Raw genomic sequence first — 22,007 nt, 5'->3', positions numbered from 1 at the left:
ACCCACAAGATCCTTAGTCTTGCCTGTCTGCCAATTCCAGCACTCCCGCTTACTGCTTTTTATTTTTGCCTGTCGAGTGAGTCACTCACTGACGAAGGTTAGTATAGCACAGGCGCTCCGCGAATGCAAGCATTTTTTTGTTTTTTTTATTTTTTTTTATTTGTTCTAATTATTCCTATATTTTTATAGTTTCTTTCTACTGCAAAATCATGTATTTCAGCCCTATCCTACCACTCCGCAGCTCCCTTAAAAAATCCTTTCTTACTTCTTAAACAGGAAAATAGACAACCATTACACATTTCTGGTTACTGTTCACGCATACGTGCCCAGTAACGGAATTTGCCGTGGCTTCGCATTTAAATACGGCAAATTCCTGCTGCCACCACGTTTTCTTACGGCACTTTCGGTTCCAAAAGTGCCTACCTGTGAACAGTAACCATTTCTGCATTCCTATAGCCACAAAATGTCTCCTTTGAGATTGAAAAAGCGCCGTCTTTCTGCTATAATACATAGTTGCATTGATTTCTTTCATTAAAATTAAGAAACATTACAAAAAGGGCGTAAAAAGGCGCAATAAGAAACCGAAAGAAAGGCGGAAATCCTGATAAGCAAAGGGTTTTCGGATAGGTAAATCATAAAATGAAATTAGGTATCGTAGGTCTGCCAAACGTAGGCAAAAGTACACTGTTTAATTCTCTGACCAAGGCTGGCGCTGAGTCTGCCAATTACCCGTTCTGTACCATCGATCCGAACGTCGGTGTCGTACCGGTTCCGGATCCGCGTCTGGGTCAGTTAGCAGCTCTTTATAATTCTGCCAAAATCACTCCGGCTGTGATCGAGTTCGTTGATATCGCTGGTCTGGTAAAGGGCGCTTCCAAGGGCGAAGGTCTTGGAAACCAGTTCCTTGCCAATATCCGTGAGGTAGACGCGATCGTACACGTTGTCCGTTGCTTTGAGGATCCAAATGTTATCCATGTAGACGGCAGCGTCAATCCGCTCCGCGATATCGAAACCATCAACCTGGAGCTCATCTTCTCCGATATGGAAGTTCTGGAGCGCCGTATTGCCAAGACAACCAAGAGCGCCATGGGAAATAAATCCCTTGCAAAAGAGCTGGAGACTCTGAAAAAACTGTATGCGCACCTTGAAAACGGCAATCTGGCTAAAAGCTTTGAGCCGGAGGACGAGGATGAACTCACGTTCATCAATACGCTGGATCTCTTAACCTGGAAACCGGTTATCTTCGCTGCCAACGTATCTGAGGATGATCTGGCAGATGACGGTGCTTCCAATGAATATGTAAAACAGGTTCGCGAATTTGCAGCTGAGAACGACAGCGAGGTATTTGTTATCTGTGCACAGATTGAACAGGAAATCGCAGAACTGGACGAGGACGAGAAAAAGATGTTCCTCGAAGATCTCGGTCTGACCGAATCCGGTCTTGAAAAACTGATCGCAGCCAGCTACCGTCTGCTTGGTCTCATCAGTTATCTGACTGCCGGAGAAACCGAGACACGCGCATGGACCATCAAGGTCGGCACCAAAGCTCCGCAGGCAGCTGGAAAGATCCACTCTGATTTTGAGCGCGGTTTCATCAAAGCCGAGGTAGTCAACTATCAGGATCTCTTAGACTGCGGTTCCTACAATGCAGCCAGAGAAAAAGGGTTGGTACGCATGGAGGGCAAGGACTACGTGGTGAAGGACGGCGATGTTGTGCTGTTCCGTTTTAATGTTTAATACCCCTTCCATATAATTTAAAAACATTTTCCCCGAAATTCGCTCATACACTGTATTAAACGAATTCCGGGGATTTTTTATGAGCTCAAAAACAAAAATTGTCGTACTCCGCATGAAAGAGATTATTTATACTGCTATCTTTATCGGACTGGGGCTTCTTCTCATCGCGCTTCTTCTCATCATGTTCCGACCGGGCAGGAAGACGCAGAGCGCCTCCGCTCCCGCTGCGGCCGGCATTTCCTATCTGCCTGGTATGTACAGTTCTACCCTGACACTCGGCAGCCAGGCAGTCAACGTCGAAGTCACGGTTGATTCCACCCAGATCACCTCTGTTACCTGCCGTCCTTTAAGCGATTCCATCGAAACTATGTACCCACTGCTCTCCTCTTCCGCTTCGCATCTCTCGGAGCAGATCGTGAGCACGCAATCGCTTGAAAATCTCTCCTTTGAAAGTGGCAGCCAGTATACCTCGCAGGCATTATTAAATGTGATACATACTGCATTAGCAAAAGCAATCCTTTAAATTTCGTATAGCACAACATCAAAAATTTCAGAGAACACCTTCATCGGATGCTTTAGAAAAGCACCTTATCTTTTAACCAAAAAAATCCGGCTGAACCATCTTTTCAAACGGTTCAACCGGACTTTTTATTTCCGTATTCTTTTACGTTATTTACTGAATAACCTTAACCGGGCACTTCGCTGCACAAGCTCCGCAGTTTACGCACTTCTCATAATCGATAACAGCTACGTTGTTATCCATATGGATTGCGTCAAACTTACACTGCTTGGTACACAGCGTACAGCCGATACAGCCAACCTGGCAGGCTGCCTTGACAGCCGGTCCACGATCGTGGGAGCTGCACTGTACCAGATGTTTTGCCTTGTACGGTACCAGGTCGATCAGGTGTTTCGGGCAGGCTGCCACGCAGGCACCACACGCTACACACTTCTCTTTGTCTACAACCGCTACGCCGTCTACCACGTGGATTGCATCGAATTTACATGCCTTCACACAGGTACCGAAACCGGTACAGCCGTAAGAACATGCCTTTGCACCGCCACCCGGTACAACGGATGCCTTCGCACAGTCCTCGATACCATGGTACTCGTACTGTACTTTTGTCTTGTCGCAGGTACCTTTACATTTAACGAAAGCTACCTTCTTCTCAGAGGAACCAGCCTCTACACCCATGATAGCAGCGATCTTCTCGCCAACCGGAGCGCCGCCGACCGGGCAGGCATTGACCGGAGCTTTGCCCTCTGCGATGGCCTTTGCAAGACCATCACAGCCCGGGTAACCACAGCCACCGCAGTTGTTGCCTGGCAGCTCTTCACGAACAGCTGCCTCTTTTTCATCTACTTCAACTTTAAATTTCGCGCCGAACAGACCCAGACCGACACCAACGATGATGCCGACTGCCGCGATCACGACAGCAGCGATAATGATTGAATTCATATCCATTTTCGTCTCCTCCTTCTACAGTAATCCGGAAAATCCGAGAAATGCAATCGCCATCAGACCAGCCGTTACAAGTACGATAGGAGATCCCTGGAAGTTATACGGGATATCATTTCCCTCGATGTGCTCACGGATACCTGCCAGAAGCACGATGGAGATGGTATAACCAACGGCTGTACCAACACCATTTACCACGCTCTGTAAAAATCCATATCCGTTCTGGACGTTTGTCAGGGCAACACCAAGAACGGCACAGTTTGTTGTAATCAGCGGAAGGAATACACCCAGCGCGTTATACAGGGAAACCATGCACTTCTTTAAGAACATCTCAACGATCTGAACCAGTGCTGCGATAACGAGAATGAAAACGATGGTTTTCAGGTAATCGATACCAAGCGGTGCCAGAACGAACTGATAAATCAGGTTTGCAACGATGGATGCGATGGTAATAACGAAGATAACCGCACCACCCATACCAGCTGCTGTTTCAACTTTTTTGGATACGCCGACGAAGGAGCAGATACCGAGGAACTGGCTCAGTACGACGTTGCTGACCAGCGCCGAGCTTATCGCAATAATAAGTAATTCTTTCATCACTTCTCCTCCTGTTCCTTCTTAACTTCTGCATCATGACCAGCACAGCTTAAGCAGTCGCCGCTGCAGCAGCCACCCTTCTTCTTCTCTTTTACGGAACCGTTTGTTGCACACGGCATCTTCAGACGATTCTGAAGAGCAGTCAGGCAAGCCAGTACGAAGAATGCACCCGGCGCCAGGATGAAGATTGAGATCGGCTGATAGGAAGCCGGCATAATCTGGATACCAAAGATAGTACCTGCACCCAGAAGCTCACGGAAGGAACCGATGAGTGCCAGAGCAACTGTAAATCCAAGTCCCATACCGATACCGTCAAATGCAGACAGGATCGGGCCGTTCTTCATAGCATATGCCTCGGCACGGCCAAGGATGATACAGTTAACTACGATCAGCGGAATGTAAAGTCCCAGGGAAGCATATAAGCTTGGAACGAAACCTTCCATCAACATATCTACGATGGTTACGAAGGATGCTACGACTACGATCTCTGCCGGCAGACGCACGCCGTCCGGAATGATCTTACGAAGCAATGCAATCAGAAAGTTCGCCGCAATCAGTACGGCGGTTGTCGAAAGTCCCATGCCTACACCGTTGATGGCGGAAGTGGTTACCGCCAGGGTCGGACACAGACCCAGCATCTGAACGAAAATCGGGTTTTCTTTCCAGATACCGTTATATAAGCGCTCTACATATTTATTCATAATCTTTCCACCTCCTACTGTGCCAGGCAGTTAGCCACGAAATAGATAGCTGCATCTGTCGCGTTGGTGACTGCCTTGGAAGTGATCGTTGCACCACTGATGGCTTCAATCTGATTATCTGCAGACGCGCCTGTCTTTGTAACTTCCAGGTTCTCAGCTTTCTTGCCGATAAACTGATCCTTGAAATCCGGTTCTTTGGCTCTCATACCAAGACCTGGCGTATCGCTGATGCTTAAGAAACCGATACCGGTCAGCTCGCCCTCGTTGGTGATACCAACTGCGATCTGCACGTTGCCGCCGTAGCTCTCTGCGGAGGTAGAGGTAATCAGGTAACCGATCTGGTTGCCGCTTGCATCCAGCGCTTCTTTTGCATCATTGATGGTAACTTTTCCAAATCCCCACTCAGAGATGCTGTCCGCTGCAGCAGTTACTGCGTCAGCCAGCTCCTGCGGCTCATCAAAGCTTGCCGCATCCGGGTAAACTTCCTGATAAGTTTTAGTAGCTGCTGCCTCCTGTGCCTGTGCAATCGGATCCAGCGTAATATCATGTACTGTTCCCAGACAGATACCAGCTACCAGAGTAATAACGAAAAGGATGATTGTATTTTTGATAATCTGGTTCATTATTTCTTCTGACCTCCTTTTCCAAATGCTGTCGGAAGCGTATAGCGCTCAATCAGCGGTACCAGCAGGTTGCTGAAGATGATCGCATAGGAAACGCCCTCCGGAGAAGCACCCCAGAGACGGAAGATTCCGGTTACGATTCCGAGGATCAGTCCGTATACGATCTGTCCCTTCGGAGTCAGAGGACTCGTTACATAATCGGTTGCCATAAAGAATGCACCGAAGATAAGACCACCTGCACAGATCTCACTGAGAGAATAGGTCAGGTTGAATCCGCCAAACAGGAATGTAAATACAAATACGGTTCCAATGTAAATCAGCGGGATAACCGGGCTGATAACTTTGCGGACTACCATGTAAATCGCACCAATCAGCAGGGCAATTACAGATACCTCACCGATAGTTCCCGGGATACGTCCGATTACCAGGGATGCCAGATCCACTGTCTCACCGGCTCTTAACTGTGCCAGCGGAGTTGCACTTGTCAGACTGTCAAATCCAAGCTTTGCGGATGAGAAGTTATTCATAAACAGAGCGAAGGAAGTCAGAAGGAAACATCTGGCTGCCAGTGCCGGGTTCATGAAGTTCTGTCCCAGACCACCGTAAAGCTGTTTTACAACGATGATTGCAAAGAATGCACCAAGAACCGGGATCCAAACCGGGATTTCCGGCGGCATATTCAGTGCAAGAATCATGCCGGTAACAACTGCACTGCCGTCCGAAATCGTAATCGGCTTGTGCATTAATTTCTCATAAAGATACTCGGCTGCCACACTGGCGATCACGGTAGCGATCAGAACCAGAAGTGCATTCATGCCGAACTGCCATACACCATAAACACTGGCAGGAATCATGGCGATCACAACGTCAAACATCAGGCGCTGTGTCGTAACTCCGTCACGAACGTGAGGTGATGACGATACTTTTAATAATTTTTCCATTTCTTCCCACCTCCTACTTTCTGCGGCTGGCTGCTACTGCCTTACGCATCTCTTTGAATGCCTGGGTCAGCGGCCGTCTTGCCGGACAAGCATATGCACAGCATCCGCACTCAACGCATTCCATGCCGTTTAAGCTCTGGAATTTTTCAAGATCGTGAGCCGTAGATGCCTTCATCATCAGCGGAGGTACAAGGTGCTCCGGACAAACGCCTACACAGCGTCCGCAGCGGATACATGCTGACGGCTCCATCGCTGCTACCTGATCCTTGGTAAAGGTGGTCAGCGCAGATGAAGTCTTCGCTACCGGGAAGTCAAGGCTGAAAAGAGCCTGTCCCATCATAGGACCACCGGAAATCATCTTCTCCGGTTCCTGTTTAAAGCCGCCTGCTGCCTCTACCAGTCTCTGATAGTTGGTACCAAGACGTACCTCAAAGTTCTGCGGCTCTGCAATGGCATCACCGGTTACCGTAATGATCTTGCGGATCAGCGGAGTTGTCTTGCATACTGCATTATAAATAGAAGCAACGGTATCAATATTGTCTACGATACAGCCTGCATCTGCCGGCAGCATGGAAGAATTGATCTCACGTCCTGTCACTGCATAGATAAGTGTACGCTCACCACCCTGCGGGTACTTGGTAAGCAGCGGACATACTTCGATTCTCGGCTCGTCCTTTACCATCTCCGTCAGCTTCTTGATAGCCTCCGGCTTGTTGTTCTCGATACCGATAACACCCTTCGCATTGTCAAACAGCTGAAGCATAACCTTCAGGCCGCCGATAATCTGCTCCGGACGCTCCATCATGGTACGATAGTCACTGGTTAAGTACGGCTCGCACTCTGCACCGTTGACGATAACGTAATCAATTGCGTTCTCATCCTTCGGAGTAAGCTTTACATGTGTCGGGAAACCAGCGCCGCCCAGGCCGACGATACCGGCATCCTTAACGATCTGGCGAATCTCTTCTTTGGACAGCTTCGATGCATCTCTGTCTGTACCAAATCCTTCAATCGCCTCTTCTTCACCGTCATTCTCCACCAGGATTGACTGAACCATTGCACCATTGGCAACCAGCTTGGACTCGATTCCCTTTACTGTACCGGAAACAGAACTGAGTACGTTTGCGGAAATAAATCCGCCTGCCTCTGCAATGATCTGGCCTTTCAGCACGTGATCGCCCTTCGCTACCAGTGGTTTCGCAGGTGCGCCAATGTGCTGGGACAGCGGATAAACCATAACCTCGCCCTGTAACGGCTCGAGATACTTGATCGGCTTATCCTCAGACAGTTCTTTTCCCTCAAATGGATGAATGCCGCCTATAAATGTAGCCAAACCCATCAATTAAACCCTCTTTCTCTTACTAAATTTTCCCTCATCCTCCACCCATTCACCTCCCGACAGATGCCTTTTCTGCCGAAATTGTGAAAATATTGTCGGGCGTAGGAGCTAGAATCTACCGCGTATAGTATAACACAGGAAAAAAAAATTCACAATTGGAAAATGAATCTTCTGCCTCCTTCACTCTGTATAAAAATTAATACAAATGGTTATAATATAGCTTTTATTTATACAGAATTAACAAAACTGTGTAAAAATCCCGTAAAACTTTCTCTTAAATACTATATCAATAGCCTTGGCAAAAAAGGAAAGTCCGGCGGAGTTTGCCTCTGCCGGACTTTCCTTTTTTCTCGTTACCTAAAGAGCTGCACAGTCTACTGGAAAAACTTACTCCAGTACCCCTGCACAAAAATAAACAGCACAATCAGCGGAATGACATACGTCACATACACCCGCACCTGGCGCGGGAACTTCACGCCTTTTCCCTCATTTGCCTCCTTGAGGAAATTCTCAAATCCCCATCCATACCGGCTGGTACAGAACATCAGGTAAACGAGACTTCCGAGTGGAAGCAGGTTGTTGCTGACGATGAAATCCTCGAGATCCAACACGTTGCTGCCCTCTCCGAACGGCATGAAACCACTCCAGAGATTGAAACCCAGCACGCACGGAAGCGACAGGACCGCAATTACCACCAGATTGACGCAGACTGCCTTTTTGATCGAACAGCCAGTCAGATCCGTTGCAAAGGATACGATATTCTGGAATACCGCTGTGACCGTTGATGCCGCCGCAAAGGTCATAAAGACAAAGAACAGCGTGCCCCAGAAACGTCCGCCTGCCATGTGGTTAAATACATTCGGCAGCGTGATGAAGATCAGGCTTGGTCCCTGTCCTGCCTCGATGCCGTAAGCCGCACATGCCGGGAAAATGATAAGTCCTGCCATAAACGCTACCAGCGTGTCAAGGACCAGTACATTGATTGCCTCGCCGGTCAGGCTGCGCTCTTTATCGATATAACTTCCAAAAATCGCCATCGCACCGATACCGATACTCAACGTAAAGAACGACTGTCCCAGCGCCGCAAATACGACCTTGCCGACACCAACCTCCTGAATCTTGCCAAAATCCGGCTTTAAGTAAAATTCAAGTCCCGGACGTCCGCCTTCCATCCGCACCGAATTGATTGCCAGCACAACCATCAGGAATAACAGGCAGACCATCATCATCTTTGTGATCTTCTCAACGCCGTTCTGGAGTCCCATCGCACAGATGGAAAAACAGAATACGACACAGAGCAGCATAAATACCGTCATCAGTCCCGGATTTGCCAGTACAGAGCCAAATTCCCCTGCTACACCGTCCGCATCCAGACCCACGAAATCGCCTTTCGCCATCTTGAACACATACAGCAGAAGCCATCCGGCTACCGTCGTATAAAACATCATCAGGACATAGTTGCCCGCCATCGCGAACCATTTTTCAAAATGCCACTTAGTACCCTTTGGCTCCAGCACATCAAATGAAAGCGCCGCACTCTTCTGGCTCGCTCTGCCGACCGAGTATTCCATAACGATGATCGGAAGACCTAAAAGCACCAGAAATGCCGCATAAATCAGTACAAACGCCGCGCCGCCATACTGACCGACGATGTACGGGAATCTCCACACATTTCCCAGACCGATCGCACAGCCCGCGGAAATCAGGATAAATCCCAGCCGAGAGGAAAAACGTTCTCTTCCCATTTCTACTTATCTTCTCCTTTTTTATTTCTATATGCCCACACTGACACGAGTCAGACGGGCGCAAAAAAGAGGCGCCTCCGCAAATCCCGGTACCAGCCCGAATTTCGGAAACGCCACCAAATGGTATTTTACTATATTCTGTTTTAAAAGACAAGTTTTCAGGTGCTTTTTATCCCTCAAACGTCTCTACTTCCTCCCGGTTCGGCACCGACGGAGCTGCTCCTGGGCGGGAAACGGCGATCGCTGCCGCTTTTGCCGCATGTTCCAGCGCCGTCTTCGGGTCTTCACCGAGCTGTAAGCCGCCGATAAAATAACCGGTAAATGTATCGCCTGCCGCTGTCGTGTCCACAACCGGCACTTTATAGATTCCCTGACGAAGGACTGTGTCGCCATCGCGGTACACGGAACCATCGCCGCCGAGTGTCAGGACAATCTTCGCCTCCGGGAACCGTTTTACCAGTCCGTTCATCAGCGCCTGCGGATCTTTGGTTGCCTCAATGCCGCAGATATCCGACGCCTCCACCTCATTTAATAAGAAGTAATCCACATATTCCAGCGGATAGGACAGGATCTTCGCATTCATCGGGGACGGATTCAGAACGATCTTCATGCCTTTTTCATGGGCTTTCTCCATGATATAGCCGATCTCGCTGATCTCATTCTGTAAAATCAGGAAATCGTCCGCCTCAAACTGGGTCAGGACGCGATCCACCATTTCCTTCGTGATCCGCTGGTTGGCACCGCCATACAGCAGAATACAGTTCTGCCCTGCCGGATCTTTCTGGATGATCGCGTGTCCTGTCTGCCCGTCGAGATGCTCGATCAGCTCCGTGTGGACGCCCGCCTTCTTCATCTGCTCGATGAGGAAATCTCCATCCCCGGCTCCGACAGCTCCGGCGTGCCATACGTCTGCGCCCGCCTTGCTCAGCGCGATCGACTGATTCAGCCCTTTGCCGCCGCTGAATACCTGCAGCGACTCGGAGGACATCGTCTCTCCCGCTCTTACAAAATGATCCACCTGATACGTATAATCAATATTCAGTGAACCAAAATTCAATACCTTCACTCTGCTCCCCTCTCTCTCCGGTTACCGGGACGGCTGTATTCTCGCCGTGCTCTCCCGCACCACCAGTTCCGGCGCAAAGATTACCTTGCTCTCCGGTCTTTTATGTTCCCGTATCTGTTTCAGAAGCAGCCGTACCGCCTCTCTTCCCATCTCCCGTACCTGCTGGCGTACCGTTGTCAGCGGCACCTCCAGCATCCGTGCATAGAAAACGTCATCGTATCCGACAACCGAAACATCTTCCGGTACTTTCTTTCTATATTCCTTGAGTTTTCTGCATACGCCATACGCCGAAGCGTCGTTGCAGGCGAAAATCGCCGTAAAATCCTGTGAAATGAGCTTTTCGACCGCCGCCGCGCCACCCTCCTGCGTATACTCGCCGGCACAGACGAGACGTTCATCCACTGGAATTCCCGCCTCCTCCATCGCCCGGCAGTAGCCATGGTAACGCGCCTCCGAATCCATCTGGGTCGCATGCGGTCCCACAACGCAGGCAATCCGCCGGTGTCCAAGGCTTAACAGATGGCGCGCCGCCAGATAACCGCCGATCTCATGGTCGGTACCGACCGCCGGACAGTTCCGAAGCTCCGGGATCCGGTCAACTACCACATAGGGTATGTGGATCGATTCCAGATAATCGATCTCCTCCGCCGCCATCTCCCGCGTATTATCTTTAGCCATGATAAACACAATGCCGTCCGCGCCTTTATCCGCCAGAAGATCGATATACTCGCGATCCCGGTCATAATTATCATTCGTGTTGCAGAGAATCACACTCCAGCCATTTTCGCGGCACGCCTCATCGATCGCACGCGCCATATTGGCAAAATATACATTGGAAATATCCGGGACGATAAATCCTATGGTCTTGCTCTGCCGCTTTACCAGACTGACCGCGAGCTGGTTCGGTCGATAATTCAGTTCCCGCGCCTTCGCTAGGATCTGATTCTTTGTCTCATCCGAAATCTTATATCCTTTTCCATTGAGAACCAGTGAGATTGTCGTCACGGAAAAACCAGTCGCAGCGGCAATATCCTTGATGGTTGCCCTCACTCATCCACCTCCGATGCGATCAGATCCATGAGAACCTGAATGGATTTCTGATATTTTTCTATCTCGACCCGCTCATTTGGCTTATGCGCCATGCCTGCCTCGCCCGGACCAAATAGGAGAACGGCTGCATCCAGCTTGTGTTCCACCAGGATCGAAGCATCTGTAAAGAAATTAATCCCAGTCGTCTCCACCGGAAGCCCTTTTTTCTCCAGTCCCTTCGAGAGCTGTTTCACAAGCGGATGGGATTCTCCAATCTCGATCGCCCGCCGGTCATTGACAATCCGGCAGCTGACGCGGAATTTTTCTTCTGATGTAACAGAACGCGCCGCCGCAAACGCCTCCGCCTGACCGACTACCATCTGGCTTGTCAGTCCCGGTGTCATACGGATATCCATGAGAATCCGGCAGGTGTCCGGCGTCATATTTGGCGCCACGCCGCCGGAAATCTGCGTTACCTGCGCGGTCGATGCGCCGAGAACCGGGTGTGTGAAGCTTTTCACATATGTTTCAATCTCACCGGTCAGCGCCATCGCCTGTTCCACGGCATTGCAGCCCTCCTGCGGGTATGCCCCGTGGCTCGTCTTTCCGTGTGCTTCTATCTCCAGCCACAGGCAGCCTTTCTGCGCCACGCCCAGCCTGCATCCCGTCGGTTCTCCTATCAGAAGCGTTCCAATCGAGGTCTCCGGGACTTCCTTTAAGATCTCCCTGGCGCCGATGCCGCCCTTTTCCTCATCACAGGTTCCGAGGAAATGGATCGTGTGCGGCACCGGACGACCGGATTTTTTATATTCACAGAGCGCGTACACCATCGCGGCAAGCCCACTCTTCATATCGCTGGCACCGCGGCCATAGAGAAAACCGTCCCGTTCCACCGGAACCGCCGGGTCAGTCTTCCATTCTCCGGTATCTCCGTAAGGAACCGTGTCCAGATGCCCGTTCCAGAAGATCGGAGCGCCATCCGACTCCCCCTCAAGCTCCGCCAGCACATTGGCATGTGTCGCGTCAATCCGCTGTATATGTGCAGAAATTCCCGATTGTTTGAAATACTTGCACAAATATTCTGCCACCGCTCCCTCGTCATCCCGTCCATTGACACTCCGAATGGTCAGAAGCTCTTTTAAAAGTTCCACCGCTCCGTCCATACGCGCTCTCCTTTTTCCTGCTATCTTATTTCTGAATCAGCCAGTCTGCGATATTCTGCCACAATTTATTGTAGTATTCCCACTCGCAGAATTCCGGCGGTGCCCAGTGCGGTGCACAGTCGGTTGTGACAACACCGCTGCGCCCTTTTCCATAAGAAGCAAATGCGATAAACGGATCGCCCTCTACAGTAACCGGAACCTCTGCCTCCGGTTTTGCGATTACCTTATTGTAACCGAGAACCTCCGGCCAGTCGGTCGGAATGCCCTTTAAAGCTTCATGCTCGCCCACGGTTACCGGTTTTACACCCTCGCAGTGTTCCATACGGTCATCGACCGTCAGAACCTCGACCGGAAGAACCTCCTGTACGGCTGTGTCATGCCATTTGCCCTTTGCATCCACGCCGGAGAAGGTCAGATAGCCGCCGACCATCAGAAGAGCGCCGCCATCGTTGACATAGTCGCGGATCAGATTGCAGCGGTTCGGCATTTTCTCACTGCGGTTAAACGTAGCACCCGGCAGAAGCAGGGTGTTCGCTCCGATATCGGACAGAATTACCAGATCATACTGTTTCAGTTCTTCCATTGTAAATGGAAATTCTTCATTTGCCAGATGGTTTGGAAGGAATGTCACCTCATAACCACCTGCCTCAAGGGCTGCTTTCAGCCATTTTTCACCGGTTTCATAGGTAGAAGTGTAAAATGAATCAAATCCCTTAACATGGGTTGTATAGCTCATCCAGGACTCGCCTGCCAGTAAAACTTTCTTGTTCATGTTTTTATCTCCTTATATATTTATCAATTCCTTATTTCTTCTCTCCCCAGGAAAGAATCAGTTTCGCATACACCAGAATCGCTTCCAGATAGGAATCAAGCTTCAGCCACTCATCCACGGTATGGCACTGTGCGCCCTCGCCCGGTCCGTACTGGATCGTCGGGCATCCGGCAATGTTGCGCCACAGGCGGGAATCACAGCCAAAATGGGATCCTTCCACCTTCACGCTGCGCGAAAGTGCCTCACTGTACGCCTCCTTAAAGGTGTCTACCAGCGGATGATCCTCCTCCATCTCAAACCCGTGTCCGGTCTGGTAAATGGAAATCTTCGGCGGATGTGCCTCCATCCACGCGTCGGAACGGCTGATCCGCTCAACGACCTCTGTAAATTCCTTTACAACCATATCCTGATTCATCAGGGTCGGAACATAGTGGACGCAGGTAGAAAAACTGCACTCGCCCGGCACGGTAGAACCGGCGGTTCCACCCTCGATCACGCCGATATTTAAGCTCGGCGGCGGAAGCAGGCGGTGGCGGATCGTCAGAAGCCAGCGGTGCTCCATCTCATTTAACCCCTGAATTACTTTGATCGCCTTCTCGATCGCGCTGACGCCCTCGGCTTTTGCACCGGAATGGCACGCTTTTCCTTCAAAATCAACCTTAAAGAATACCCAGCCCATATGCGCCAGAATCAGGGTATCGTCGGTCGGCTCGCAGTTGACAACGCCGTCGGCTTTCAGACCGCGCATTACCGCCTGGATCGAGCCATTGCCTCCGCCTTCCTCGTCACACACGGAGGTAATTGTCACATCGCCCGGCAGCTCATACCCGGCATCCTGCAAAAGCTTTACCGCCATCACCGATGCCATCAGACCGCCCTTCATATCCGTGCAGCCGCGTCCGTACATCTTGCCATCCCGAATTACCGGCTCAAACGGCGGGTTCGTCCAGCCGTCTTCCATCTCCGCCGGCATAACGTCAATATGACCGTTAAATAACAGGCTTTTTCCGCCCTGTTTTCCTTTAAATGTCGCATAGACATTGGCACGGTCGGTCTGGTTGTGCCCCAGGTTTCCTTCCTGGTGCTTTTTGTAGCTTTCCTGAATCACAGCCTCATCCATCGGATCCACCGTGATCTCGTCGGCTCCCATCGATTCAAACAGGTTTACCATATACTCCTGTCCCTGTTTCTCCAGACCACCATCGATTCCGTGCCCTAAGTCATGGGTATCAATTCCCACCAGATTCTTGAGTTCTTCGATATATTTCTCTTTGTTCTGCTCTAAAACTTCTTTCAGGTCTCTCATCTATATCTGCCTCCGAACACAAGTATTATGAACTATGCCTCGCTGTATCTTCTCAGCCCTGCCTCAACGATATCCCAGAACTTCGCCGCATCGATATCGATCGCTACGTTTGCAGTCGACTCCTGTCCGCCGTAACCGAAGAAATCGCAGTTAGTACGTCCGTAGGACTGGACGCTGCGGATGTCAATGTCCACATGCATCGGTTTCAGGGTCACAACGCTCGGATCAATCAGCCATGCGATCGTAACCGGATCGTGCAGAGGTCCGCCTTCCCAGCCAAATACCTCTTTCTGGGTCTTGCAGAAGAAGCGCATCAGATCCGCAAAGAGCTTGGATGCCTTATTGCCGATCTTCTCCATCCGGTCAACGATCTCCGGATAGCACAGTACCTTGCGGGTAACATCCAGACCCATCATCGTGATTGGGCGTCCGCTGGTAAAGCATACATATGCTGCATCCGCATCGGCGATGATATTGAACTCTGCCGCTGGAGTTACGTTACCATTGGTATACGCGCCTCCCATCAGGACGATCTGTTTGATCTTCGGAATAATCGCCGGTTCCATCCGCATCGCCATCGCCAGATTGGTCATCGGACCGGTTGTCACCATCGTGATATCGCCGTCGGACTCCATCAGGGTTTTGATGATGAAATTGACTGCATGCTCTTTCTCTAATTCTTTTGTCAGCGGCGGGAAAACCGGACCATCCAGCCCTGTTTCACCGTGGATATCGCCCGCTATCATTTTTTCACGCACCATCGGCTGTCCGCAGCCCGCATACACTGGCACATCCACACCGAGCCACTGGCACACATTTCTCGCATTAATCTGCGTTTTCTCCAGCGTCTGGTTGCCTGCTACGACTGTAATACCTAACAGATCGATCTTGTCACTGTTCGCCGCCAGCGTAATCGCGACCGCGTCATCATGTCCCGGATCGCAGTCAAGAATAATTTTTGTCTTTTCCATCTGATTATGTCCTCCTTATAGTATTTTATCTTTCTTCATCATCAGCTTCCCACATGCAGGGAAGATTCTCTCTTCTTGTTGGCTGAAATCTTCGCAATCATGGAAATTGCCAGTACCGCGATGGTCACGATATACGGCATCATCAGAACGAACTGGGATGGAATGCCATATGCCTGGAGACGGGCACCGACGGAATCTGAAAATCCAAAGAGCAGACAGCCCAGTGTGGTCAGAACCGGGTTCGCACCGCCGAAATACATGGCTGCAACGCCCATGAAACCACGGTTATTGGTCATGTTCTCGATAAACTGGGTACTGTATCCCAGGGAAAGATGTGCACCTGCCAGACCACCGATGAGACCAGAAAGCAGCATCGCCTGATATTTGATTGCATTTACCTTGATACCTGCCGTCTTGGCTGCTTCCGGAAACTGACCCACCGCACGCAGACGCAGTCCCCATACAGTCTTATAAAAGAAGAACTGAAGCAGAATAATCAAAACGATGGCAAACCACTCGGTCACACACCAGTTGTTAAACAGGTCGCCAACCACCGGCAGATTGTCTAAAAATCCGAGCGACACACGCGGAATTGCTTTGATGTCCGGGCTGGAAAAGCTGCCGGTGCTGTGGAAGATCGCATTTACCATGAATTTTGTGAGCGCCAGCGCCAGCAAGTTAATACCCATACCGATCGCACAGATCTCAGAGTTATAACGGATGTGACCGACCGCCATGATCATCGCAATCACAGCACCCGCGATCATCGCCGCGATGATACCTAACAGCCAGCTTCCGGTAAAGTAGCTGACCGCTACTGCTGTAAAAGCACCTACCAGCATGATACCCTCAGTACCGATATTTAAGATATTGGCCTGCTGGGTGATTGCCGCACAAAGAGCGGCAAAGATGATCGGAGTCGCTGAACGAAACGTTGCATAAATCAGCGACGCATTAAAGATTTTATCAAAATTCTGCATTATCGCATTCATGCCTTATCCTCCTTCTTCTCCTCCGTTTTCTTTTTACGTTTCTTTGTAAACTGGAATGCAGTCTCCATGGTCGCTATGATAATGAAAACTGCTGTAATGGTATCAACCAGCGATTTTGGTACACCGGTTGACTGCTGCATTCCCATAGCACCTGATTTTAAAACTGCCAGGAAAAATGCCATAAATGGAGTTGAAACCATGTTGTTCTTTACAATCAGAGCTGCCAGCATACCATTGCTTCCAAGTCCAGTTGCGAAGTTGTTCAGGAAATATCCGTGAACACCCAGAACCTCGATGCAGCCTGCCATGCCGCCTAACATACCGGAAAGCATCATAGCACCGACAAATACCTTTTTGGAATCAATTCCCACATAATCCGCATGGGTCGGATTCAGGCCGACGGTACGGATCTTGTAGCCCCAGCTGCTTTTCTGAAGCATAAAAATAATCACAATCACGGTGATGGCTGCGATGAAAATACCAACGTTGACACTGCTGGGTTTCATAAACTGATACAGTCTTACCGTAACCGGCAGGGACTGAGCATTAGCAGTACCGGCACTCATAGGTCCGCTGACCAGATAAGATGTGATATAAAGGGCTACTGTGTTCATCAAAATGGTGGTACATACTTCATTTACATTATAATAGGCACGCAAAACCGCCGGAATAAAGGCCCAGGCAGCTGCTACCACCATAGCACCTACGAAGCAGGCCACATACAGAGCCGGCTTCGGAAGGAAGGTCCAGTTGATGCCGATATAAGCAGCTGTGATACCGCCCAAGAAAACCTCGCCCTCAACACCTACGTTAAATGCGCCTGCTTTCGCTGCAACTGCAAAAGCAATGGATGTCAGCAGCAGCGGAGTAAATCCTGCCAAGGTTGTACCAAGACGAAGCTCTCCGTCAAAAGCACCTCGGAACAGCGCCGCATATGCATCAATCGGATTCTCCCCGATCGCTACGATAAACAGCGCACCGACACCCATCGCAACGAGTATCGTAATAAGAATCCTTCGAATACCATTTAATGTCTGATTCATACTGCTGCTTCACCGTCCTTCCCTGTGTCTGTACCGCCCATCATAAGCAGACCCAGATTGTTCTCATTCGCCTCATCCGCACGCATCTCGCCGGTGATCTTGCCCTCATGGATAACAACGATACGATCCGAAAGGGAGATAATCTCCTCCAGCTCTGCCGATACCAGCAGGACACCGGCGCCTGCCTTTTTCGCCTTTTCCAGTGTATTACGAATCAGCTCGATGGCACCGATATCTACACCTCTGGTAGGCTGGGATGCTACCAGAAGCTTATTGCCAAGAGATACCTCCCGGGCTACTACGACCTTCTGTGCATTGCCGCCGGATAAGGAAGATGTAGGAAGATTATAATCCGCCGGGCGTATATCAAACTGTTCTACCATTTCTTTTGCATAGGTATCCTGTCCTGATTTATTCATCATGATGCCCTTGGTAAATGGAGGCTGATCCAGGCGGACTGCGATCAGATTTTCCTCGATGGTCATGGCACGGTTCAGACCTCTTGTATTTCGATCCTCCGGAATATGGGAAAGACCGCTCTCTCTCACTTTTCTCGGACTCTGATTCGTAATATCCTTGCCGCAAAGAAGGATCTTGCCCTTCTCTACCTTGCGAAGTCCGGTGATCGCCTCAACCAGCTCACTCTGTCCATTTCCATCGATACCTGCCACGCCGACAATCTCACCGGCCTTGACATGCAGGGACATGCCCCGGATCTTCGATGTCTCCTTCTGGCTGGGAATCCACACATCCTGAACCTCCAGAATCGTATCTCCCGCCTCAGAATAAGCCTTATCAATGTTTAAGAATACTTCACGTCCGATCATTCGTTTGGTCAGATCCAGCGGAGAAGTTTCCTCTTTATTAACAGTGCCCATATATTGTCCCTGACGCATCACAGAGATGCGGTCTGATATTGCCATAACTTCATTCAGCTTATGAGAAATAAAGACAAGGGATTTTCCATCCTGTTTCAGATTGTTCAGGATTTCAAACAGACGTTCCGCCTCCTGAGGAGTCAGAACCGCTGTAGGCTCATCCAGAATGATGATATCAGCACCTCGCATCAATGTCTTGATAATCTCGACACGCTGCGCCTCACCAACGGATATCTGGCTTACCTTCTTATCCAGCTGCACGTCCATATGATACTGTTCAATATATTTTTTAACTTCTTTTCTTGCCTTGTCAAAGTCAATTGTCAATCCCTTTTTCGGTTCAAATCCCAGAATAATATTCTCCAGAACCGTCAGCTCATTTACCAGCATAAATTCCTGATGGACCATGCCGACACCGTGCTCAATTGCAATCTTCGGTGTGATGGTTCCCATCGGTTCCCCCTTGACGATAATCTCGCCCTCGTCAATGGGATACATGCCGTACAGAAGCTTCATCATGGTGGATTTACCAGCTCCATTTTCACCAATCAGTGAATGGATCTCGCCTTTTTTCAGAGTAAATTCGCCATGCTTTACCGCCTGAACCTGTCCGAAATTTTTGACAATTCCTTTCATCTCCACTACGTATTCGTTCATTCGATCACCCTCTCGTCCGGAAATGCCTGACGGCTCTTTCCAAGAAAAACATTTTTGTTGAAAATGAAGGGGAACCTGAAAGAATCCAGATCCCCCTTCGCCGCCAGGTTTCACTCGCTCCCGGCCTTGTCTTTATCAATTATGCCTCTGGGCCAAATCCTTCATAGTTTTCTACTACGATCTCGCCGGATTTGATCTTCTCGGCAAGCTCATCACACTTATCAACGATATCCTGCGGGAATTTGTCGCCCAGAGATTCTTTGATAACAGAGAAATCAGTCAGGCTGACGCCGCCGTCCTTCAGTGCCAGATATTTAGTTGTGCCGCCCTCAAAGGTTCCATCTACTGCAGACTGGATAACCAGGTAGCAGGCATTATCAACTCTCTTAACCATGGAAGTAAGAATATGTCCAGGCTGATCGGAATCCTGGTTTAAGTCAACGCCGATTGCGTATTTGTCAGCTTCTTTTGCACCTTCCAGAATACCAACACCGGTACCGGATGCTACGTTCATGACAATATCAGCGCCCTGCTCATACTGTGCTAAAGTCAGCTCTTTGCCCTTTAACGGATCCGTCCAGCTTCCTGCAAAAGCCTGAAGAATCTTGATATCCGGATCGATGTACTTCGCACCCTGCTCATAGCCTGTATAGAAGTCATGAAGTACCGGAATATCCATACCGCCTACCCAGCCGATGATATGATCTTCATTGACATTCGGGATATCAGTCTTGGTGGTAAACATAGCTGCTGCTGCACCTGCCAGGAAGGAGCCCTCATTCTGAGCAAAGCTGATAGACTCAACGTTCGGCAGATCTACGGTTGTATCGATAACTGCGAACTTGGTATCCGGATAACTGGAAGCATTCTCAGTGATGTAATCTGCGATGTTGGAAGAAGCACCGATAATTAAATCGTAGCCATCATCACAAGCCTGAAGCAGGTTTGCTTTCCACTCCTCAGCAGTGGTACCCTCAAGACTCTTAAGCTCAATGCCGAAATCCTCAACTGCTTTCTGTGCACCCATGTTGCAGGAGTCATTGTAGCTCTTATCACCTAAGTTTCCGGTGTAAACAACACATACACGGAGCGGTTTGTCAGATTTCTCTGAAGCGTCGGCTGCCTTCGTCTCGGTATTGCTGCTGTCAGCTGCCGTTGTCTCAGCAGTGCTTCCGCCACCGCCGCAGGCTGTTAAGCTGGCGCACATTGCTGCTGCAAGTACAATGCTTAATGTTCTTTTTCTCATTCTTTCATCCTCCTTTTTTATATGAAATACGTTATCCGCCGGACCATTCCTTTGGTAAAACGTTTTTCCATTCGTTTAAAAAAAATAAATTCTTTTTTCATATTTGCTTTACAGTTATTTTACAATTACTCCCGCTGTTTTGTCAATAAATTTCGTAAAAAAACGAATATTTTTTAAAATATTGTCAAACTTTTAGCAATATTCCTTTTTCGGTCTAATGCAAAACAAAAAGGAATACGTTTCTCTCCGTTCCAGTTGTACGGTAAAACGTATTCCCTTTCAAAGTTGTATTCTATTTTCCTTTGCCTCGACGCCATCCAGCATTTTCCCAGATGATTTTTGTCTGTTTCCGAAGAAATGCATTAGTTTTCGGAACAACTCACACATTTTATGCAATGTAACAGATTGCTTGTCTGTACGATATCCCGTAAAAAAGATAACTTATTTTTTATTAAATGCCGCCTTCCCCGGATACTGTGCGCCGGTTCCCAGCTCTTCCTCAATCCGCAGAAGCTGGTTGTATTTTGCCACGCGCTCACTCCGGCTCGGTGCGCCCGTCTTGATCTGGCAGGTATTTAACGCAACCGCCAGATCTGCGATCGTCGTATCCTCGGTCTCGCCGGAACGGTGGGATACAATCGCCGTGTAACCTGCCTTATGTGCCATCTTGATTGCCGCCAGTGTCTCGGAGACGGATCCAATCTGGTTCAGCTTAATCAGGATCGAATTGCCGCAGCCGAGACGGATACCTTTTTCCAGGCGCCCGGTATTTGTTACAAACAGATCGTCGCCGACCAGCTGCACCTGTCCGCCGAGTTCTGCGGTCATCTTCTGCCAGCCTTCCCAATCCTCCTCGTCCAGACCATCCTCGATCGAGGCGATCGGGTATTTCCCGCAGAGCTGTTTCCAGTGTGCAATCAGCTCCTCGGAGGTGAAGTGTTTGCCGCTCTTCGGAAGCAGATATTCGCCCTTCCTGCCGCTCTTCCACTCGCTGGATGCCGCATCCATCGCCAGGACAAAGTCCTCGCCCGGCTTATATCCGGCTCTCTCCACTGCCTCTAAGATGCACTGGATTGCTTCTTCGTCACTTCCCAGATCCGGTGCAAAACCGCCCTCATCGCCGACGGAGGTTGCCAGTCCGCGCTCTTTAAGCAATGCTGCCAGCGCATGGAACACCTCGGTACACCAGCGGAGTCCCTCGCAAAAGCTCTCCGCGCCAACCGGCATAATCATAAATTCCTGTACATCGACGGTATTTGCCGCATGCGCGCCGCCGTTTAAAATGTTCATCATCGGGACCGGAAGACGGTTTCCAGATACGCCGCCGAGAAAACGGTACAGCGGAAGACCATACGCATTGGCTGCCGCCCGTGCGCTCGCGATCGAAGCCGCCAGGATCGCATTCGCGCCCAGTTTGGATTTATCCTTTGTTCCGTCCGCCTCGATCATCGCTTTATCAACCGCATAGACATCCGCCGGATCCATTCCCTTTAATGCTTCTGCAATCACGGTATTCACATTCTGGACTGCTTTCTGTACGCCCTTTCCGCCGAAACGCGCCTTGTCGCCGTCGCGCAGCTCCAGAGCCTCAAATTCACCCGTCGATGCGCCGCTCGGTGCCGTGCCGCGCCCCATGCTTCCGTCTGACAGATAAACCTCCGCCTCCACGGTTGGATTTCCTCTCGAATCAACAATCTCCCGTCCAATCACCTTTTCAATTTCCAGATGTTTCATAGTTCGTT

20 protein-coding genes are annotated in these 22,007 nt (G+C 49.8%); 2 read left to right on the top strand and 18 right to left on the bottom strand.

All coding sequences use genetic code 11. From position 1 onward, the window contains the following. Positions 1–639 precede the first annotated feature (639 nt). Both ychF and PUQ60_RS09100 read left to right on the top strand, forming a co-directional pair. A complete protein-coding gene (ychF, locus tag PUQ60_RS09105; protein WP_022359782.1) occupies positions 640–1,737 on the top strand; it encodes a redox-regulated ATPase YchF in 1,098 nt (365 codons plus the stop codon). A gap of 79 nt (positions 1,738–1,816) precedes the next feature. Then, positions 1,817–2,260: a hypothetical protein gene (locus PUQ60_RS09100; protein WP_022359781.1), complete on the top strand. Its 444-nt coding sequence runs from the start codon at positions 1,817–1,819 to the stop codon at positions 2,258–2,260. 150 nt (positions 2,261–2,410) lie between these two features. On the opposite strand, the gene PUQ60_RS09095 is transcribed toward PUQ60_RS09100, so the two are convergent. The 18 genes from PUQ60_RS09095 to eno all read right to left on the bottom strand — a co-directional run bounded on the left by PUQ60_RS09095 (position 2,411) and on the right by eno (position 21,999). Next, positions 2,411–3,202: an RnfABCDGE type electron transport complex subunit B gene (locus PUQ60_RS09095; RefSeq protein ID WP_022359780.1), complete on the bottom strand. Its 792-nt coding sequence runs from the start codon at positions 3,200–3,202 to the stop codon at positions 2,411–2,413. A 15-nt stretch (positions 3,203–3,217) separates the two neighbouring features. Beyond that, positions 3,218–3,793, bottom strand: coding sequence for an RnfABCDGE type electron transport complex subunit A (locus PUQ60_RS09090; RefSeq protein ID WP_107001556.1), 576 nt, complete (start codon positions 3,791–3,793; stop codon positions 3,218–3,220). Next, on the bottom strand, positions 3,793–4,494 hold the full coding sequence (locus PUQ60_RS09085) for an electron transport complex subunit E (protein ID WP_022359778.1): 702 nt from the start codon (positions 4,492–4,494) through the stop codon (positions 3,793–3,795). Before PUQ60_RS09085 ends, PUQ60_RS09090 begins: the two co-directional genes overlap by 1 nt. A 14-nt stretch (positions 4,495–4,508) precedes the next feature. After that, a complete protein-coding gene (locus PUQ60_RS09080; RefSeq protein WP_022359777.1) occupies positions 4,509–5,117 on the bottom strand; it encodes an RnfABCDGE type electron transport complex subunit G in 609 nt (202 codons plus the stop codon). Beyond that, positions 5,117–6,058: an RnfABCDGE type electron transport complex subunit D gene (locus PUQ60_RS09075; RefSeq protein WP_022359776.1), complete on the bottom strand. Its 942-nt coding sequence runs from the start codon at positions 6,056–6,058 to the stop codon at positions 5,117–5,119. The genes PUQ60_RS09080 and PUQ60_RS09075 overlap by 1 nt, the downstream gene beginning before the upstream one ends. Positions 6,059–6,071: 13 nt before the next feature. Next, positions 6,072–7,397 (bottom strand): electron transport complex subunit RsxC, encoded by a 1,326-nt coding sequence (gene rsxC, locus PUQ60_RS09070; protein ID WP_273380852.1) that lies wholly within the window; start codon positions 7,395–7,397, stop codon positions 6,072–6,074. A gap of 374 nt (positions 7,398–7,771) precedes the next feature. After that, on the bottom strand, positions 7,772–9,142 hold the full coding sequence (locus tag PUQ60_RS09065; RefSeq protein WP_273393033.1) for a sodium-dependent transporter: 1,371 nt from the start codon (positions 9,140–9,142) through the stop codon (positions 7,772–7,774). 169 nt (positions 9,143–9,311) lie between these two features. Further along, positions 9,312–10,208, bottom strand: a complete 897-nt coding sequence (locus PUQ60_RS09060; RefSeq protein WP_118749382.1) for a ribokinase — start codon at positions 10,206–10,208, stop codon at positions 9,312–9,314. Positions 10,209–10,229: 21 nt separating this feature from the next. Continuing rightward, positions 10,230–11,258 (bottom strand): LacI family DNA-binding transcriptional regulator, encoded by a 1,029-nt coding sequence (locus PUQ60_RS09055; RefSeq protein WP_118522416.1) that lies wholly within the window; start codon positions 11,256–11,258, stop codon positions 10,230–10,232. Beyond that, on the bottom strand, positions 11,255–12,400 hold the full coding sequence (locus PUQ60_RS09050; protein WP_273380847.1) for a M20 family metallopeptidase: 1,146 nt from the start codon (positions 12,398–12,400) through the stop codon (positions 11,255–11,257). Before PUQ60_RS09050 ends, PUQ60_RS09055 begins: the two co-directional genes overlap by 4 nt. A gap of 25 nt (positions 12,401–12,425) precedes the next feature. After that, positions 12,426–13,172 carry a glutamine amidotransferase gene (locus PUQ60_RS09045; protein WP_273380845.1) on the bottom strand — a complete coding sequence of 249 codons (747 nt, stop codon included), beginning with the start codon at positions 13,170–13,172 and terminating at the stop codon, positions 12,426–12,428. 31 nt (positions 13,173–13,203) lie between these two features. After that, positions 13,204–14,478: an ArgE/DapE family deacylase gene (locus PUQ60_RS09040; RefSeq protein ID WP_118467445.1), complete on the bottom strand. Its 1,275-nt coding sequence runs from the start codon at positions 14,476–14,478 to the stop codon at positions 13,204–13,206. A gap of 32 nt (positions 14,479–14,510) precedes the next feature. Further along, entirely contained in the window at positions 14,511–15,449 is a 939-nt protein-coding gene (locus PUQ60_RS09035) for a nucleoside hydrolase (RefSeq protein ID WP_273400820.1), read from the bottom strand. A gap of 41 nt (positions 15,450–15,490) precedes the next feature. Next, entirely contained in the window at positions 15,491–16,441 is a 951-nt protein-coding gene (locus PUQ60_RS09030) for an ABC transporter permease (protein WP_022359766.1), read from the bottom strand. Further along, positions 16,438–17,484, bottom strand: coding sequence for an ABC transporter permease (locus tag PUQ60_RS09025; RefSeq protein ID WP_118749379.1), 1,047 nt, complete (start codon positions 17,482–17,484; stop codon positions 16,438–16,440). The genes PUQ60_RS09030 and PUQ60_RS09025 overlap by 4 nt, the downstream gene beginning before the upstream one ends. After that, positions 17,481–19,019, bottom strand: coding sequence for an ABC transporter ATP-binding protein (locus PUQ60_RS09020; protein WP_022359764.1), 1,539 nt, complete (start codon positions 19,017–19,019; stop codon positions 17,481–17,483). The genes PUQ60_RS09025 and PUQ60_RS09020 overlap by 4 nt, the downstream gene beginning before the upstream one ends. A 139-nt stretch (positions 19,020–19,158) precedes the next feature. Next, entirely contained in the window at positions 19,159–20,265 is a 1,107-nt protein-coding gene (locus PUQ60_RS09015) for a BMP family ABC transporter substrate-binding protein (protein ID WP_022359763.1), read from the bottom strand. A gap of 441 nt (positions 20,266–20,706) precedes the next feature. Further along, positions 20,707–21,999, bottom strand: coding sequence for a phosphopyruvate hydratase (gene eno / locus PUQ60_RS09010; RefSeq protein ID WP_273380438.1), 1,293 nt, complete (start codon positions 21,997–21,999; stop codon positions 20,707–20,709). Positions 22,000–22,007: the final 8 nt, after the last annotated feature.

Origin of the sequence: Clostridium sp. AF02-29, assembly GCF_934835585.1 — a bacterium.
Classification (GTDB): domain Bacteria; phylum Bacillota; class Clostridia; order Lachnospirales; family Lachnospiraceae; genus Otoolea; species Otoolea fessa.
The sequence above is the reverse complement of the archived record's forward strand: the minus strand, read 5'-3'. Positions and strand labels throughout refer to the sequence as shown.